The following is a 17,806-nucleotide window of genomic DNA, read 5'->3' as shown; positions in this document are numbered from 1 at the left end:
CGCGCCCGATGGACGATGCGTTGGAAACCCGTGATCAACGCATTCGCCATCACCTTCGGTGACCGCTGGCCGGCCGCCGAGACCTACTGATCAACAACGCCGGAAACACCGATCATGAGATAGACCCCCAGGTGGCGAGAAGGAGGGCACGTGGCGAGTACGCGGGGCGACAGGTGGTGCCGCGCATGCGGTCACAAGCTGGCTTCCGACAATCGGTCCGACATATGCGGGCCGTGCGCTCGCAGCCGCGTCGCCGACGACGGTCCGCCGGACTTGCCCGTGTCGTTCTGGAGCGACAATGCGATCGAGGAAGCCGTACGACAACGGCACTTCGGACACGTTCTACATGCGTACCGGCTGGCCAACGACCCACAGATCAAGCAGGCTGATCTTGCCGCTTGGTTAGGTTGTCCCAGGGTCACGTGAGCCGCCTGGAGCGTTCGCAGCGACCGGTCGCCGACCTTGACAAGATGGAGGAGTGGGCGCGGACGCTCAAGATTCCCGATCAACTCCTGTGGTTCACGATGTCTCCGCAAACGTCGGATACATATTTCGCCGAGCGAGCTCGGCTTACAGCCAGCGGCGAACCGGAAGGAGACGATGTGCAACGACGGAAATTCTTGAAGACCGCTACCGCCAGCGCCGTGACTGTCGGTGCCGGACTTCTGAATGCGCCGCCGAGCGCGGTCCGACTAGCAGCGGGGACAGATACCTCCGACGCGCCACCTGTAGAGATCGTGCGCCAGGTGACTCAAACGTTCCGCAGGCTCGATAATCGGTACGGCGGTGGCCACAGTCGCTCCCCGCTGGTGGCCTACTTGAAATCCAGCGTTGAGCCCACGCTGAAGGAACCTCATAGGTTGGGCAAAACCCGCGACGCCTACTACACGGCGGCAGCGGAGATGCACCAACTCGTGGGGTGGATGGCGTACGACACGGGACAGGCCGACGCAGGCCGACGTCATCTGCGACAAGCTCTCCGTCTGTGCCAAGAAGCCGGGGACGACGCGTTGGTGGGCGAAATGCTCGCAGGTATGAGTCACCACGCCGCGTTTCACGGTTCACCCGACGCGGCCGAAGACCTCGCGATAGCAGCAAAGCAGGCCGGGAGACGGTCCGGACTGTCCGCGCTAGAAGCCGAATCGTCAGCGATGGAGGCCCACGCGCTGGCCTTACAAGACGACAGCGGTGGTTGCCTGCGCGCGCTGGCTGAGGCCGAAAAGTCGTTCGGCGCGGCCAAATCCGACAACTCCCCAGAATGGCTAGGATACTTCGATCAGGCGTACCTATCCGCCAAATTCGCACATACATTCCGCGACCTTGGACGCGCACATGATGCCGAGCAATTTGCTCGCCGGTCGCTGGAAATGAGCGATGGATACGAGCGCGGGAGGTTGTTCAACACGGCTCTACTCGCATCGATCCTGGCAGACCAGCGCCGCATCGATGAATCCTGCGCACTAGGCGTGAGCGCGGTGAACATGACTGAAACCGTTCGCTCCATACGGAGTGCTTCGTACCTGGCCGACTTGGGCGACCGACTCGCGCCTTTCCGAGACGACCCGCAGGTACGCGGTCTGTACGAACACATGACGGACGCAGGCTTGCCTACCCCCACGCGAAGCACGCGGTGGCCGGTCAGCGCGGCGGGAACGCGAGCACGTGAAGTAGTCCCACCTGCGACGCCGCACCGATGATCTCGCCATGCTCTATACGTTCGCGGACGGTGGCGAGCGGCACCCAATCGACCCGCTCCGCTTCGTTGATGTCCTCGGGTTCTCCGATCCACTCCGCACTGGTGGCGACGAACATTAGGTTCTCTGCGTCCGCGTTCCCGATGTTGGGTTGCATCGACACCAGAGGCCGGACGTCCCGGGGTCGCCAGCCGGTTTCCTCTTCGACCTCACGGGCGGCCGTGACGGCAGGTTGCTCGTTCGGATCCACGTAGCCGCCGGGGAGCTCCCATACCCACCGATCAACGATGAACCGATGCCGCCAGATCATCAGCACGTCGTCACCGTTGAGGACAACCATCATCGCGGCCTTGCGCATTCGCATGACGTACTGCTCGAACCGCACACCGTCCGGTAGTTCGACGGACGCGATGCTCAGGCGCAGACGGCGGCTCTCGTCCACCACTCGCTCACCATGAATCGTCCACTGCGTCAGCTTGCTACCGCCCCGTTCAGCCGTCATGCCTCGGACGCTACCTGCTTAAACGGAGGGGGCACTACACGTGAGAAGTCACCGGTACCGTGCCCGCGCAGTGACCATACTTGGTAGCGAGGTAGTCGACGGTCCAGGTGTCGTCGGGATCAGTCAGGTCAGTGAGTCGAGGCCAGGCTGGAGTAGGGGTGCAGGAGTGAGGGCTCCAAGCTGGTCTGTACCGCTTCGCGCCGTACCGGTTTCAGCTCGCCGTTACCGGTAATGATCGGTAGCGCCCGACACGGGGTGCCGTAGCGCGTGACGCGGGGCGGTGGTCAGCGGGGGCGGCCGGGGACGCCGGGGCGAGTCTGCCACGGAAGGGGTCCGTCGAGTGGGCGGTACTCCACACCTAGGGCGTCCAGCCTGGGCAGGTGGTGCTCGCGCAGCCGGTGCACGAACTCCGCCACCTCACGTGGTTCCCGCTCGCTCCAGACGACCTCGGCGAACGCGGCGAGCCGGGGGAACGCGGCGTAGTCCACGCGCCGCACCGAGTCCAGGTGCTCGGTCCACAGCTGTGCCTGCGCGCCGAGCACCCGGGGGCGCGCCTCGGCAGGCAGGCCCTGCGGTACCGGTTCGTAGCGGTAGACGTCCTCCAGCGTGCGCAGGTAGCCGACCGGAATCGGCTCGCCCGGCCCTGCGGCCTGCCGGTGATCGAGGTAGACGTACTGCTCCGGGCACATCACCACCTCGTGGCCCGCCAGTGCCGCCTCGATGCCGGCGCTTTCCCCGCGCCAGGAACCGATGATCGTGCCCTCGCCGAGCGGCAGCGCCGAGTCGAGCAGCTCGTCCCAGCCGTACGCGCGCCGCCCGCGTTCGCACAGGAACTCCGCGATCCGGCGGGTCAGGCCGTGGTGCTCCTCGGTGACGCCGGGGACCTCGTCGCCGCCGATGCCGATCACCGGTGAGGGAAAGATGTCCAGCAGGTGACCGAACACCGTGCGGTAGAAGTCCACTGTGGACTCGGAGGGATCGAGGACACCCTCGCTGACCCCCCAGGAGGTCCACACCTCCGGCCGGGCGGCAGGGTCGCCGCCCAGCGCCGGGTACGCGGCGATCGCCGCCCGCGAGTGGCCGGGGATGTCGACCTCCGGCACGACCGTGACGAACCGTTCCGACGCGTAGGCGACGATCTCCGAGAGGTCGTCCCCGGTGTAGAAACCGCCGTGCGGGCGGCCATCCCGCTCCGGACCGTCGTGCCTGCCGACCATGGACCCCCGCCGCCAGGCACCCACCTCGGTGAGCCGCGGGAACTCCGGAACCTCCAGCCGCCAGCCCTGGTCGTCGGTCAGGTGCAGGTGCAGCACGTTGAGCTTGTGCGCCGCGAGCAGGTCGACGAAGCGCAGCACCTCGGCCTTGGTGCGGAAGTTGCGGGCCACGTCCAGCAGGCAGCCGCGCCAGCCGAAGCGCGGTGCGTCCTCGACGGTCCCGCACGGCAGTATCGAAGGTCCACTGTGGATCGCCGCGGCCCGGAAGGCATGTGGGCCGCGAAGCTGCCGGAGGGTCTGCTCGGCGTAGAAGGCGCCCGGCCGTCCGCCCGCGTGCACGGACACGCCACCCGGCGTGATCTCCAGCCGGTACGCCTCGGTGCCCAGTTCCGGGTCGGTGGCGAAGCGCACCGGCACCGGCCAGACGCAGTCGCCGTCGGCGGGGGTCACCCGTACCGGACGGGGGAGCAGCGCGTCGAAACCCGGCATGTACCTCAGCCCTTCACCGCGCCGGCCATGCCGGACACCAGTCGCCGCTGCACGATCAGGAAGAAGACCAGCACCGGGATCGTCATCAGCGTCGACCCGGCCATGATCGCGCCCCAGTCGTTCTCCTCCGGTTTGAAGAACACCAGGATCGCCTGCGGCAGCGTCTGGTTCTCCGTGTTCGTGATGATGAACGTCTTCGCGAACAGGAAGTCGTTCCAGGCGTGGATGAACGCCAGCACACTGGTCGCCACCAGCCCGGGGGCGACCAGCGGGAACAGGATCTGCCAGGTGAACCGGAAGCGGCTGGCCCCGTCCACGGTCGCCGCCTCTTCCAGTTCCGCGGGCACCGCCGCGACGAAACCGCGCAGCATCCAGATCGCGAACGGCAGGCTGAACGCCAGGTGCACGAGCACCAGCGAGCCGAGCTCGTCCAGGCCGAACGCGGGAACCACGTCACCGACCGAGCGCATCAGGAAGAACAGCGGGATCGTCAGCGCCTCGATCGGCACCATCTGGGCGACCAGCAGCATCACCAGCAGCACCGTCCGTCCCTTGAAGCGGAAGCGGGTCAGTGCCACCGCGGACAGGAAGGACAGCAGGATCGACAAAGCCACCACGACCACGGCGACCAGGACGCTGTTGAGGAAGTAGCGGCCGAAGCCCTCCGTGCCGAGCACCCGGGTGAAACTGTCCAGACTGGGCGAGAGCGTCCACGGCCGCGGGTCGGCGGACTGGATCTCACCCGCCGGCTTCAGTGCGGAGAGCACCATCCAGTACAGCGGGAACGCCACGAAGGCCGCGACCACCACGGTCACGATCTCGGCCAGCAACCTGCCCGGCCGCCGAGGCAGAAAACGCCGTGCGGCAAGGGAACCGCCCGATACCGCCCGGCTGGTCATGGTCGGTGCCTCTCCGTCAGACATCGGCGTGGCGCCGCTGGGATCGCACGTACAGCACGGTGATCGAGAGCAGGATCAAGGTCATCACCACGCCGATCGCCGCGCCCTGGCCGTACTCGGCCCCGGCGAACGCCTGCTGGTAGGCGTAGACGTTCAGGGTGAGGTTGCGCCCGGCGAGCCCGCCGCCCGCGGTCATCACGTAGATCTGGGTGAACACCTTGAAGTCCCAGATGATCGACTGGATCGTCGCGATCATCAGCAGCGGCCGCAGCATCGGCAGCATCACCGAGGTGGCGACCCGCGTCCAAGAGGCTCCGTCCAGTGTGGCCGCCTCCACCACGTCGTCCGGTATCGCCTTGATGCCCGCGTACATCGTGACCATGACGAACGGGAACGAGCACCAGATCACCTGCAGGGCAACCAGGCCGAACGCGCTGTAGGTGTCGAAGGTCCACGAGTGCCCTGCCATGCCGTCGAGGCCCAGACCGGTCAGCAGCTCGTTGACGAAGCCGAAGTCCGCGTCGAAGAGGAACAACCAGATGTAGGAGCCCGCCATCGCCGGGGTCGCCCACGCTCCCAGCGCGGCCAGGAACAGCAGCATCCGCGCCCATGCCCGGACCCGGCTCGCCAGCACCGCGAGCACCGTGCCCACCAGCAGGCTGCCGAGCACGCAGACGGCCGCGAAGCCGACGGTGTTCACCAGCACCGACCAGAACTGCGGGTTGCGCAGCAGGATCGAGTAGTTGTCGGTGCCGATGAACAGCAGCGGTGCCGTGCCCGCCGCCTCCGCCTGCCCGTAGTCGTAGAACGAGATCAGCACGAGCTGGTAGATCGGGTACGCCAGCACGCCGATCAGCAGCACGGCCGCGGGCGCGAGGTAACGGACGGCGGCGAGCCCGTCGCCTCGGGACCGTCCGCGTGCTCGCCGGGCCGGCCGGCCCGCGGGGGCCTGCTCGGGCGGCGCGGGCAGGAGCTGGGAGGTCATCGCCCTAGCCGCCGAAGGCGGTGTTCATCTTCTCGGCCGCACCGGCGAGGGCACCGGTGACGTCCTGCTCACCGGTGACGATCTGCTGGAGCGCGGTGGGCAGCACGGCCTGCGCGTCGATCTTCGCCCAGGCCGGGCTGGCCGGCACGAACTTCGGCCCGGCCTCGAGCGTCCGTACGAACGGCGTGACGAAGGCGTCGTCCGCGGCGAGCTGCTTCTGCACTCCGCTCAACGTCGGCAGGTTGCCCATCGCCGTGTACATCTTCGCCTGGTACTGCGGCCCGGCCAGCAACTGGGAGAACTCCACGGCCAGGCTCCGGCGCTGCGAGGCGCCGAAGACACCGAGCAGGTTGCCACCGGCGAACGCGGGTGCCACCGTGCCGGGATCCTTGCCCGGCAACGGAACCACCGCGTACTTGCCGGCGAGCCCGCCCTCCTCGACCGCCTTGCGGTTGAAGTCGCCGCCGATGGTCATCGCCGCCTTGCCGCCGGCGAAGGCCTGCACGCTCTGCGTCCCGGTGAGGTTCGCGCACTGCTCCGGCGGGCAGACGTCCGGGCTGATCAGGCCGGCGTAGGCGGACACGCCCTCGGCGGCCTGCGGGGTGGTGACGGCCGCCTGCCATGAGCCGTCGCCGCCCGTGGCCAGCTCGCCGCCGTAGGCCCACAGGTAGGGCAGCATCGCGTAGGTGTACTTGCCGCCGACCGAGATCCCATACAGCTCGGGCTTCGCCGCGCGGATTGCTCGGGCGGTCTCGGTGAGCTCGGGCAGTGAGGTGGGTGGTTGCAGGCCGAGTTCGGTGAAGATGTCGGTGCGGTAGTACAGCGCGCGCACCCCGGTGAACCACGGGAGCCCGTGCACCACGCCGTCGACCTTCGCGGTGTCGAGCACGCTGGGCACCAGGTCCTTGCCCTCCGGCCAGGACTCGACGTCCGCGGTGAGGTCGGCCAGCGCCCCGGTCTCGGCGTAGCTGGCGAGGTCGGTGTTGCCGACCTCGGCCACGTCCGGAGCACTGGAGGGATCGTTGAACGCGCCGGAGAACTTGTCGGCCCGGCCCTCGACCGGGATCCACTGCACGTCGACCTCGACGCCCGCGTGTGTTCCGCGGAACTCCGCGATCGCCTCCTGCACCACGGCTTCCTTGGGTGCCCGGTTGGCCTCGTCGAACAGCCACACCCGTAGCGTGCCTTCGCGTTCGTCACCGCCCTGGGCGGCGGGCCCGGACTGTGCGGGGGCACATCCGGCGGCGAGAGCCGTCAGCACCACGGCGGCGGCGAACACACGGTTGAGTCTCATCGGATCTCCATCTGTCACGCCATCAATTGCGCCATGTGCAATGAGCGTTTCGCTATCAGCAACGCAGATCGTAAGTCGGACACCCCGTCCGCACAAGGGTCTAGACCACCCGGTCCGCGGCGCGCGAACCCGCCGCGGACCGGGTGGTGACGCCGGGTCAGACGAAGAGCGTGATCGCGGCCGAGGGCACCGGCACCGAGCCCGCGACCTCGCCGAGCAGGCCCGTCTCCGGATCGCGGGGTAGCCAGCTCACGTTCCCCGCCCGCTGGTTCGACACGTAGACCCACCGCTCGCCGGGATCCAGCGTCAGGTGCCGGGGCCACTCGCCTCCGGAGGACACCTGGCCGACGCGCTCGAGCCCCGCGCCGCCGTCGCGTACCGCGAACGTGCTGATGGTGCTGTCGGCGACGTTGCGGTTGGCGACGTAGGCGAACCGGCCGTCCCCGCAGAGCGCTATCTCCGACGGGTACTGCGGCTGTGGCGAACCCTCCGGCACGGTGGGCACCACCGCGCCGGGCGTCAGCGTGCCGGACCCGGAATCCCAGGCGGCCACGGTGATCTCGGCGCGCAGCTCACCCAGCACGTAGGCGAACCGGCCGTCCGCGCCGAACGCGAGATGCCGCGGCCCGGCCCCTTCCGGCATCCGCACCCGCTGATGCTCGGTCAGCGTCCCCGCCGCCGGGTCGAAGGCGTAGACGAACACCGAGTCCGCGCCCAGGTCCACGGCCAGCACCCAGCCCCCGCTCGGATCGGTGAGCACCTGGTGCGCGTTCGGCTGCTTGCCAGGAGGGGCGGTGTGCGTGACGACGTCCACCACCTCGCCGAGTGCGCCGTCACCGTCGATCGGGTGCACGGCGACCGTGCCCGAGCCGTAGTTCGCGGTGAACAGGTACGCCCCGTCCGGATGCACCGACAGATGCGTCGGTGCGGCGCCGCCGGAGGGCACCGAGTTCAGTACCCGCGGCGCGGCGGGATCCGACACGTCCAGCGCCGCGACCACCCCGGGGTCCTGCTCGCAGGTGGCGTACATCCGTGTCCGGTCGGCGGAGAACGCCAGGAACGACGCGTCCGGCACACCCTCCACCGCCGCCCCGGCCGTCAGCGCCGGACCGTCCGCCGTCCTGGAGGCGAGCTGAAGGCCCGCGCCCGTCCCGTCGCCGGTGCTGTAGCTGCCGATGTAGGCCACGACGTCCTCCCGCGATCCGTTCCACGGCCGCTGCGCGGCGGCCGTCCCGCCGCCGAGCACCAGGCCCGTCCCCGCGGCGGCGGCCACGCCCACCACACCGAGGAACCTGCGACGATCGAGCGCTTCCATGAGTACTCCTTCTCCGACGACGGGGGACCTGGTGGAACTCGGACACTCAGACGAACGCCATCACCAGCGCGGCGGCGCCGAAACCGGACAGCGAGAGCACCGTCTCCAGCGCGGTCCACGTCTTCAGCGTCTGCGGCACGGTGAGGCCGAAATAGCGGGACACGATCCAGAAACCGCCGTCGTTGACGTGCGAGGCGATGATCGACCCCGCCGAGATGGCCACCACCAGCAACGCGAGCTGCACCTGTGAGTAGCCCAGCTCCGCCACGGTCGGCGCGACGATCCCGCTGGTCGTCACGATCGCCACCGTCGCCGAGCCCTGGGCGATACGCATCCCGCAACTGATCACGTACGCGGCGACGATCACCGGCAGGCCGGCCGAATCGAGCGAACCGGCAACCGCCTTGCCGATCCCGGTGGCCGAGAGGACCGCGCCGAAGAACGCGCCCGCGCCGACGACCAGCAGGATCATCGCCACCGGACGCAGCGCGGTCGCGGACAGTTCGGTGAGCTGGGACCGCGTCATCCCGCGCCGGGTGCCGAGCAGCCAGGTGGCCAGCAGGACGGCGATCGTCAGCGCCACCGCCGGGGTGCCGACGAAGGTCGCGATCCCGGCCGGGACCGAGTTCTCCGGCAGCAGGATGCTGCCGAAGGTGCCCAGCAGGATCAGCACCAGTGGAACCGCGATGATCGCCGCGACGAGTGCCAGCGGTGGCCGGTCCTCGTCACCGTGACCGTCGTCGACCAGCATCTCCTCCGGCACCGGGATGTCGATGCGCTTGCCGATCCAGGAGGAGAACAGCACCCCGCCGATGAACCACGCCGGGATGCCGCAGACCGCGCCCATCAGGATGATCCAGCCCAGGTCCACCCCGAGCAGTCCCGCCGCGGCCACCGGCCCCGGATGTGGGGGCAGGAACGCGTGCGTCACCGAAAGGCCGGCCAGCAGCGGCAGGCAGTACAGCAGCATCGACCGGCCGCCCTGTTTCGCCGCGACGTACACCAGCGGTGCCAGCACGAAGATGCCGATGTCGAAGAACACCGGGATCCCGAAGATCAGCCCGGCGATGCCCATCGCCAGCGGCGCCCGCTTCTCGCCGAACGCGCGCAGTAGCGCACCGGTGAGTACCCGGGCGCCACCGGAGCGCTCCAGGATCGCGCCGAGCAGCGTGCCGAGCCCGATGATCGCCGCGATATGCCCGAGGATTCCGCCGAAACCCTTCTCCAGCAACGAATCCGAGGCCTTCTGTGCGGTGCCCACGATCGAGCCGACGGGCAGGCCCGCGGCGAGCGCGGTGAGCAGGCCGACCACGATGAGCGCGATGAACGGCTCCATCCGTACCCGGATGATGAGCAGCAGCAGGACCGCGATGGAGATCGCGGCGAGCGTCAGCAGCCCGCCGGTGGTCTGCTGCAGCCAGTCGACGGCGTTCACGGCCGCCCCCTTCCGGGATTGCGCAACGAATGCCCCGGCAGCGAGCCGGTGGGCCTGCCCTCGTCGATCGTCGCGACGCCGTTGACGAACACCTGCTCGATCCCCGCCGCCGCCTGCCTCGGCTCCTCGAAGCTCGCCCGGTCGGCGATCGTCGCCGGATCGAACAGCACCAGATCCGCGGCGTAGCCCTCCCGTACCAGGCCGCGATCGGCCAGCCGCAGCCGCCGGGCGGCCCGTCCGGTCAGGTGTGCGACACAGTCGGCCAGCTCCAGCACGCCGAGTTCACGGACGTAGTGGCCGAGGTAGCGGGGAAAGGTGCCCCAGGCCCTGGGATGCGGGCGGTCGCCGACCAGCAGTCCGTCACTGCCGCCGGTGTGCGTCCGGTGCCGCATGATCGCCCGCACGTTGTCCTCGTGCCCGACGTGCATCAGACAGGAGGTGCCAAGGCGTTCGGCGATCAGCACGTCGAAGTACAACTCGGCCGGGGTCGTGCCCGCCTCGCGGGCGGACTCGGCGACGCTGCGGCCGACGAGGTGGGCGCGTGACTGGTCGCGGACCCCGTTGATCTCGATGCCCGCCCAGTCGATCGGCACGCCGTGCGCCCCGTCGGAGCCGGTGTCCTCGATCTCCGCGCGAATCCGCTCCCGGGTGTCCACATCGGACAGACGGGTCAGGGTGTCGGTGAGCCCGCCCTCGGTCGCCCAGCTCGGCAGCAGCGCCGACAGATAGGTCGCCCCGGGCAGGTACGGGTAGGTGTCCAGGGAGATGTCGCAACCCTCGTCCAGGGCGTCGTCGAGCAGCCGCAGCAGATCCGGGGCGCGGCCCGCGTTCACCGAGAAGTTCATCGTCGCGTGCGCCAGGTGCAGCGGGCAGCCCGAGTCGCGCGAGACCCCGACCATCTCGGCGAAGGCCTCCAGCGCACCCGCGCCGTAACTGCGGTGGTGCGGGCTGAAGAAGCCGCCGTGGGAGGCGACCACCCGGCACAGCTCGACCAGCTCGGCCGTGTCGGCGTACATCCCCGGGGTGTAGGTCAGTCCGGCCGACATCCCGGCCGCGCCCTCGGCCAGTCCGGTCGCCAGCAGGGTGCGCATGGCGTCCAGTTCGGGCCCGGTGGCCGGCCGGTCCGCCCAGCCGACGGCGAGCATCCGCACACTGCCCTGCGGTACCAGGTATGCGGCGTTGACGGCGATCCCGCGATCGAGCCGGTCCAGGTACTCGCCGACCGAACGCCAGTTCCAGTCGAAGCCGGGCGGGTCGTCGTTCTCCACCCGGCGAGCTGTTGCCGCAGGGCGTCCAGGGTGGTGTCGTCGACGGGGGCGTAGGAGAGTCCGTCCTGTCCCAGCACCTCGGTGGTCACGCCCTGCGAGACCTTGGCGAGGTGATCCGGCCGGGCGAGGAGCTGCAGGTCCGAATGCGAGTGCATGTCGATGAAACCCGGCGCCAGCACCAGCCCGGTGGCGTCGATGGTGCGCGTTCCGCGCAGCGATCCGGGAGCGCCGATCTCGGCGATGCGGCCGTCGCGGACACCGGTGTCACCGAGGCGCACGGGCCGCCCCGTGCCGTCGGCGATGGACGCGCCCCGGATGACCAGATCCATGTCGTAACCCCTAGAAGTAGGTGCGGACGAGGTCGATGACGGTGCTGCCGTCCGGTCCGGTCACCGGGATCACCGGCCACTTGTCGAACACGGTGCACGGGTGGGACAGGCCGAGGCCCACCCAGTCGCCCACGGCGACCGGCGAGCCCGGGGGCAGCGACAGGAAGGCGTGCTGGTCGTTGAGCGCGGTGATCTCGTGCCCGGTGAGCGCGGTCGCCGGCCCGCCCCGCCCGCGCAGCACCTGGGGTTCCGGCAGGCCCTCGTCGAAGGAGGCGTCCCGTTTGCCGATCGTCAGCAGCGCCAGTCCGGCGGAGGGGAGGGAGGTGACCTGCGCCCAGGCGCGCAACGCCGGCCGCAGCACCGGGACGCCCTCGATTCGCGGCACGGCACCGAGCGGTGAGATCCCGCGGTAGAAGCCGTCGTCGTGGGTGAGGTAGGCGCCGCTGCGCAGTACCGGCAGCACCGGGGGAGCGCCCGGTACCGGATCCGCCAGCTCGGCGGCGACCTGGTCGAAGTAGGCGCTACCGCCCGCGGTGACGATCACCTGCTCGGTATCGGACAGCAGTCCCCGCGTGGCGAGGTTTCCGACCAGATCCCGCAAGGACCGCAGATACGTGGTGACGATGCCGCGAGCCCGTTCCGAGGAGTCGTGGGCCAGCGCGCCCTCGTAACCGCCGGCCCCGGTCAGTCGCAGCGCGGGCTCGGCGTGTGCCGCCTCGGCGACGGCGACCGCGGTGCCGGTGTCCCGCACGCCGGTGCGGCCGCCCGCGCCGCCGAGTTCGACCAGCACGTCCACCCTGCGCAGCGCCCCGCACTCGCGCAGTGCCTGGCCCATCAGCCGAACACCCTCGACCGAGTCCACCCAGCAGGTGAACTCGAAGGACGGGTCGGTGTCCAGTTCGGCGGAGAGCCAGCGCAGCGCGGCCGGATCGAGAAGCTGGTTGGCCAGCAGCACGCGGGAGACGCCGAAAGCGCGGTACACCCGCAACTGCGAGGCGTTGGCGGCGGTGATGCCCCAGGCGCCGTGCTCGATCTGCCGGGCGAAGAGCTGCGGGCTCATCGTGGTCTTGCCGTGCGGGGCGAGGGCGAGACCATGTCCGGCGGCCCATTCCGCCATCGTGCGCAGGTTGTGCTCCAGCGCCTGTTCGTCGAGCACCACGTACGGCCCCAGGAAACCGTCGGAGAACAGGTCGGACCGGGTCGCCGCCGCCTCGGCCAGCGTCAGCCCGTGCATCGCCGAGGGGAGTGCCTTGAACCGCCAGTCGACACGTTCGCGCCGCGCGGCGTCCAGCGCACCGGAATCGATGGTGCAGGCATTCACGGCCACGCCGCCCCCGTTCGATCGATTGCGCATGTTGCAACGTCCGTTGCGCATGCTGAACGAGATAGGTGTAGCATCGCCTCCCACGGGCGGTCAACGGCCGGACCGGGGACGCAGTAATCGGCCGGAGAACTCGGGAGGCGGGCGGTGACGATCGGTGCTCCGCGGGTGCTCTGCATCGGCGAGTCGATGGCGCTGTTCGTGCCCGCGGGCAGCGGGCAGGCGCACGAGGTGCGCGACTGGAAACGATCGGTCGGCGGAGCCGAGTCGAACGTCGCCTGTCATCTCGCCTCACTCGGCGTGCCCAGCGGCTGGGTCAGCGCGGTCGGCGCCGATCCCTTCGGCCGGGCGCTGCTGGAGGAGATCGCCGCCGCGGGCGTCGACGTGGGCGGCACCATCGTCGACCCGGCCCGGCCGACCGGGCTCTACATCAAGGAGAGCGACGCGGACGGCAGCCCGGTGCGGTACTACCGCACGGGCTCGGCGGCCTCCGCGATGGGCCCCGAACTGCTCGACCGGCTCGACCTGACCGGCGTCGAGGTGATCCACCTCAGCGGTATCACCCCCGCACTGTCGCCGAGCTGCCTGGAACTCGTCCGCGCCGTGCTCACCGCGCCGCGCGAGGGCCGGTGCGTCTCCTTCGACGTCAACTGGCGGCCCGCGCTCTGGGCGGGCCGGGACGCGCGGGTGCTCGGCGAACTGGCCGCGCTCGCCGACCTCGTCCTGGTCGGTGAGGACGAGGCCGAGGCCGTGCTCGGCACCAGGGACCCGGCCAGACTGCGGGCGCTGCTGCCCGGTCCGTCGGCGGTCGTGGTCAAGCACGGCGAGCGGGGCGCGACCCTGCTGGAGGACGGCGGACCCGCGGTGTTCGCGCCCGCGCTGCGCGTCGAGGTCGTCGAACCCGTCGGTGCGGGTGACGCCTTCGCGGCGGGTTTCCTCGCCGCCTCCCTGCGCGGCGCCGACCCGGCCACCCGCCTGCGCAGCGGGCATCTTCAGGCGGCGTCCACCCTGCTCACCCACGACGACGTCGGCGTACCGCTGCCCGGTGCCGTGGTGCGTGGCCTGCTCGACGCCGACGAGCACGACTGGGCGGCCGCGACGCTGACCGGCAGCGCACTCACCGGCGGCGCGATCGCCGGCGTCACCGGCGCGGGGGCATCGGAGCGCACGGGAATGAGTCGGACATGAGCCAGAGTCTCGATCGCGCACTGACCGTGCTCGGCGGTCTCGCCACCGGGGCGAAGACGCTCGACCAGCTCGCCGAGGAGATCGGCGTGCACAAGTCCACCGTGCTGCGCCTGTTGCGCACACTGGAATCGCACCACTTCGTCCGCCGCGACGGCACCCGCCATTACCGGCTCGGCAGTGCCCTGTTCGACCTGGCCAACCAGGCGCTGGAGGACCTCGACATCCGCCGCGCGGCGCACCCCGCTCTCGCCGGGCTCAACCTGCGCACCGGGCACACCGTGCACCTGGCTACCTTCGACGACGGCGAGGTCGTCTACATCGACAAGTTCGAGGGCAGGCACTCGGTGCGGATGTACTCGCGCATCGGCAAACGGGCGCCGCTGCACTGCACCGCCGTCGGCAAGGTGCTGGTGGCGGCGTTCCCCGAGCCGCGGCGTACCGAGGTCGCCGATGGCATCGCCTACGTGCCGATGACGGCGAACACCATCCTCGGTCCAGGGCCGTTCCTCGAGGAGTTGGACCGGGTGGCGGAACGCGGCTTCGCCGTGGACGACGCGGAACACGAGGACTTCATCCACTGTCTGGCGGCGCCGATCCGCGGCGCGCAGGGCGAAGTGCTGGCCGCGGTCTCAATGTCGGTGCCCAAGGTGCTGCTGGACATGCCTGGCCTGCTCGCGCTGGCCCCCGAGATCACGGCCGCGGCACACGACGTATCCGTCCACAATGGATGGACGGACCAGGATAAGCGATAGGAAGGACTGGCACACATGGGTTCTGCGGACAGTGGCTCGGCCGGCAAGGTCACCTTCAACACGGAGCGGGCGCCCGCTCCGCCTGCCGCCTTCGCGCAGGCGGCGCGCAAGGGCAACATCCTCCAGGTGGCGGGCCAGGTCGCGTTCGACCCGGACACCGGCGAGGTCGTCGGCAGCACCGTCACCGAGCAGACCCGGCAGACCTTCCGCAACCTGGAGGCGATCCTCGAGGCCGCCGGGTCCGGGTTCGAGGACGTGGTGATGGTGCGGGTCTACCTCACCGACACCGCGCACTTCGCCGAGTTCAACGAGGTCTACGGCACGCTCGTCCGGGAACCGCTGTCCGCGAGGACCACGGTCTACGTGGGCCTGCCCGCGCCGCTGCTGGTGGAGATCGACGTGCTCGCGGTCCTCGACTGAGCCTCACCCGCCCGCCGCGTTGACGGGCTGTGAGCGGCGTGTCACGGTCGATCCGTCCGGCGCGTCCCGCCGGCCACGACGCCGAGGAGGCCGCGCGGTGACCGAATACCTCAACGAGACCGTCTTCACCTGGGGCGGGGTTCCGCTGAAGTTCGGCGCCGGGGCCGTCGACGAGATCGGCCACGACCTCGGTCAGCAGGGTGCTCGGCGGGTGCTGATCGTCACCGATCCCGGACTCATGGCCACCGGCATCCCGCAGCGGGTCGCCGAGGCGGCCACCGCGGCCGGGCTCGACGTGGACACCTACGACGGCGTGCACGTCGAGCCGACCGACGAGAGCTTCGCCGCGGCCGTCGAGTTCGCATCCCGGACCGAGTGGGACGGCTTCATCGGCGTCGGCGGCGGCTCCTCGATCGACACGGCGAAGGCGATCAACCTGCTCACCACCTATCCGGGAGAGCTCAACGACTACCTGAACAAGCCGATCGGCGAGGGCAAGGCACCGCCCGGACCGCTGAAGCCGCTCGTCGCGGTGCCGACGACGGCGGGGACCGGTGCGGAGAGCACGCCCGTCTGCGTGCTCGACCTGCTGGGACTGAAAGTGAAGACGGGCATCAGCCACCCCCGGCTGCGGCCCACCCTGGCCGTGGTCGACCCGCTGCTCACGCTCAGCCTGCCAGCCGCGGTCACCGCGGCAGGCGGAATGGACGTGCTCTGCCACGCGCTGGAGTCGTACACGGCGAAGCCGTACCACGCCTTCTCCCGGCACACCCCGGAATCCAGGGTCGCCTACTGCGGTTCGAACCCCATCTCCGATCTGTGGGCGGAGAACGCGATGCGACTGCTGGGCAGGTCGTTCCGCTCGGCGGTACTGACCGGCGGGAATCTGGCGGCACGCACCGACGTGATGCTCGCGGCGACGTTCGCCGGGATGGGCTTCGGCAACGCGGGTGTGCACATCCCGCACGCCTGCGGCTACCCGATCGCCGGGATGGTCCGCGACTACGTGCCGGAGGGCTACCCGGACGCACCGCTGGTGCCGCACGGGCAGTCGGTGTCGCTGACGGCGCCCGCGGCGTTCCGCTTCACCTTCCCCACCGACCCCGGCAGGCACCTGCGGGCGGCGGAACTGCTGGACCCGGCCGCGCCACGGCAGGACGACCCTCGGGAGCAACTCCCGTCGGTGCTGTCCTCGCTGATGCGCGACATCGGCATCCCGAACGGCGTCGGCGCGGTCGGTTACGGCGAGGGCGATGTGGAGGGACTCGTCGACGGGGCGCTGAAGCAGCAGCGGCTGCTGAACACCGCGCCGCGGCCGGTCGGCGGCGAGGACCTGGCCGCGGTGTTCCGTGAATCCGTGACGAACTGGTAACCGGACGCCGGGACGGCCACCCCGGTCAGTGCACCGGGCCGGTGTATTTCTCCCCGGGGCCCGCCCCGGGAGCGTCGGGAACGGCGGAGGCCTCGCGGAACGCCTTCTGCAGTGACTGCAGACCGTCCCGCAGCGGGCCTGCGTGCATGCCCAGGTACTCGGCCGAGGAGGTGACCAGTCCGGCCAGTGCGGTGATCAGCCTGCGCGCCTCGTCCAGGTCGCGGTGCGGGCTCGACGCCGGGTCCGGATCGGCGAGACCCAGCCGCTCCGCGGCGGCCGAGAGCAGCATCACGGCGGCCCGGCTGATCACCTCGACGCTCGGGATGTCCTCCAGTCCGCGTACGTCCCCGGGGTCGGCCGCGTCCCCGGGCAGGTCCTCCGGCAGGGAATTTCCGGGCTGGTCAGATGCGTTGTCAACCACGTCTGGTAGCCTTCCACGTGCGACCAGCCTCCGAGCGATCGGGGGCCGCAAGTGGAGCCCCGCTCCCACCCGAGTGACCGTCACGGTGTCACAACCGCCAGGTCTCCGGGTCCGGTCCTGCGAACGACGACCACCGTTGAGGTGATCCGTTCGCGGAGTGCCCGTCGGTATCCGCCGGGCACGATCGGATCAGGGGCCCCGCACGCAGGTACCACGGTACCGCTGTCGGGGCCTTTGGCATGTGGGCACCAGGTCGAGAACGAGTAGGCAGTACCCCATTTAGCTCGGACCAAGGAGGCCACATCAGCTCCGAGACACGCATCAACGACCGCATCCGGGTGCCGGAAGTCCGTCTGGTCGGACCGAACGGCGAGCAGGTCGGCATCGTCCGGATCGAGGATGCGCTCCGGCTCGCGAACGAGTCGGATCTGGATCTCGTCGAGGTCGCGCCGCAGGCGCGCCCGCCGGTATGCAAGCTCATGGACTTCGGCAAGTTCAAGTACGAGAGCGCGCAGAAGGCCCGCGAGTCGCGTCGTAACCAGCAGCTCACCGTGATCAAAGAGCAGAAGCTGCGGCCGAAGATCGACCAGCACGACTACGAGACGAAAAAGGGCCACGTGTCCCGCTTCCTCGCAGCCGGGAACAAGGTCAAGGTGACCATCATGTTCCGTGGCCGGGAGCAGTCGCGACCGGAACTCGGTTTCCGTCTGCTGCAGAAGCTCGCGGACGAGGTCGCCGAACTCGGTTTCGTCGAGTCGTCCGCCAAGCAGGACGGCCGCAACATGATCATGGTGCTGGCTCCGCACAAGAACGTGAAGGCGAAGCCGAAGGCCAAGGAGACGGCCGAACCGGCCGAATCCTGATCCGAGGCGATCGCCGAACGATGTCAGCGGCACACCGGGCAACCG

Annotated in this window: 15 protein-coding genes and 1 pseudogene; 6 read left to right on the top strand and 10 right to left on the bottom strand. The window is 69.8% G+C overall.

Features of this window, described 5'->3' with window-relative positions; genetic code table 11:
* Positions 1–422 precede the first annotated feature (422 nt).
* The gene (locus CFN78_RS27285) at positions 423–1,697 is read left to right on the top strand and encodes an NsdA family TPR-like regulatory protein (RefSeq protein ID WP_240519727.1); all 1,275 of its coding nucleotides are present in this window, start codon (positions 423–425) and stop codon (positions 1,695–1,697) included.
* Here the strand turns inward: CFN78_RS27285 and CFN78_RS27280 are convergent.
* From CFN78_RS27280 to CFN78_RS27240, 9 genes and pseudogenes are all read right to left on the bottom strand, one after another.
* On the bottom strand, positions 1,639–2,196 hold the full coding sequence (locus CFN78_RS27280; protein ID WP_094866043.1) for an NUDIX hydrolase: 558 nt from the start codon (positions 2,194–2,196) through the stop codon (positions 1,639–1,641). The two genes, CFN78_RS27285 and CFN78_RS27280, sit on opposite strands and share 59 nt — an antisense overlap.
* Before the next feature lie 284 nt (positions 2,197–2,480).
* Positions 2,481–3,899 (bottom strand): beta-N-acetylhexosaminidase, encoded by a 1,419-nt coding sequence (locus CFN78_RS27275; protein ID WP_094866040.1) that lies wholly within the window; start codon positions 3,897–3,899, stop codon positions 2,481–2,483.
* A 5-nt stretch (positions 3,900–3,904) separates the two neighbouring features.
* Positions 3,905–4,798, bottom strand: coding sequence for a carbohydrate ABC transporter permease (locus tag CFN78_RS27270; RefSeq protein WP_094866038.1), 894 nt, complete (start codon positions 4,796–4,798; stop codon positions 3,905–3,907).
* A 16-nt stretch (positions 4,799–4,814) separates the two neighbouring features.
* Positions 4,815–5,783, bottom strand: coding sequence for a carbohydrate ABC transporter permease (locus CFN78_RS27265; protein WP_094866036.1), 969 nt, complete (start codon positions 5,781–5,783; stop codon positions 4,815–4,817).
* 4 nt (positions 5,784–5,787) lie between these two features.
* Positions 5,788–7,077 (bottom strand): extracellular solute-binding protein, encoded by a 1,290-nt coding sequence (locus CFN78_RS27260; RefSeq protein ID WP_094866033.1) that lies wholly within the window; start codon positions 7,075–7,077, stop codon positions 5,788–5,790.
* Between the two features lie 157 nt (positions 7,078–7,234).
* Positions 7,235–8,392, bottom strand: a complete 1,158-nt coding sequence (locus CFN78_RS27255) for a lactonase family protein (protein WP_094866031.1) — start codon at positions 8,390–8,392, stop codon at positions 7,235–7,237.
* A gap of 46 nt (positions 8,393–8,438) precedes the next feature.
* On the bottom strand, positions 8,439–9,827 hold the full coding sequence (locus CFN78_RS27250; protein ID WP_094866028.1) for a GntP family permease: 1,389 nt from the start codon (positions 9,825–9,827) through the stop codon (positions 8,439–8,441).
* Positions 9,824–11,424: pseudogene (locus CFN78_RS27245) on the bottom strand (N-acyl-D-amino-acid deacylase family protein). The gene CFN78_RS27250 and the pseudogene CFN78_RS27245 overlap by 4 nt, the downstream one beginning before the upstream one ends.
* Positions 11,425–11,434: 10 nt before the next feature.
* A complete protein-coding gene (locus tag CFN78_RS27240; RefSeq protein WP_094866025.1) occupies positions 11,435–12,778 on the bottom strand; it encodes an amino acid deaminase in 1,344 nt (447 codons plus the stop codon).
* A 114-nt stretch (positions 12,779–12,892) separates the two neighbouring features.
* Here CFN78_RS27240 and CFN78_RS27235 point away from each other — a divergent pair, with 114 nt between their 5' ends.
* The 4 genes from CFN78_RS27235 (at position 12,893) to CFN78_RS27220 (ending at position 16,477) form a co-directional block, all read left to right on the top strand.
* Positions 12,893–13,933 (top strand): sugar kinase, encoded by a 1,041-nt coding sequence (locus tag CFN78_RS27235; protein WP_094866023.1) that lies wholly within the window; start codon positions 12,893–12,895, stop codon positions 13,931–13,933.
* Complete coding sequence (locus tag CFN78_RS27230; protein ID WP_094866021.1) at positions 13,930–14,685, top strand: IclR family transcriptional regulator; 756 nt, start codon at positions 13,930–13,932, stop codon at positions 14,683–14,685. Before CFN78_RS27235 ends, CFN78_RS27230 begins: the two co-directional genes overlap by 4 nt.
* 15 nt (positions 14,686–14,700) lie before the next feature.
* Entirely contained in the window at positions 14,701–15,105 is a 405-nt protein-coding gene (locus CFN78_RS27225) for a RidA family protein (RefSeq protein ID WP_094866019.1), read from the top strand.
* A gap of 97 nt (positions 15,106–15,202) precedes the next feature.
* Entirely contained in the window at positions 15,203–16,477 is a 1,275-nt protein-coding gene (locus CFN78_RS27220; RefSeq protein ID WP_094866017.1) for a hydroxyacid-oxoacid transhydrogenase, read from the top strand.
* Positions 16,478–16,502: 25 nt separating this feature from the next.
* Here CFN78_RS27220 and CFN78_RS27215 read toward each other — a convergent pair whose 3' ends face one another.
* Positions 16,503–16,862, bottom strand: a complete 360-nt coding sequence (locus CFN78_RS27215) for a DUF1844 domain-containing protein (RefSeq protein ID WP_094866046.1) — start codon at positions 16,860–16,862, stop codon at positions 16,503–16,505.
* A 275-nt stretch (positions 16,863–17,137) separates the two neighbouring features.
* Between CFN78_RS27215 and infC the strand changes: the two genes are divergently transcribed.
* The gene (gene infC / locus CFN78_RS27210; protein WP_094866014.1) at positions 17,138–17,761 is read left to right on the top strand and encodes a translation initiation factor IF-3; all 624 of its coding nucleotides are present in this window, start codon (positions 17,138–17,140) and stop codon (positions 17,759–17,761) included.
* Positions 17,762–17,806 lie beyond the last annotated feature (45 nt).

It is taken from the genome of Amycolatopsis antarctica, assembly GCF_002262875.1.
Lineage (GTDB): Bacteria > Actinomycetota > Actinomycetes > Mycobacteriales > Pseudonocardiaceae > Amycolatopsis > Amycolatopsis antarctica.
Note: the sequence above shows the minus strand (reverse complement) of the source record. Positions and strands in the feature narration are given on the sequence as shown.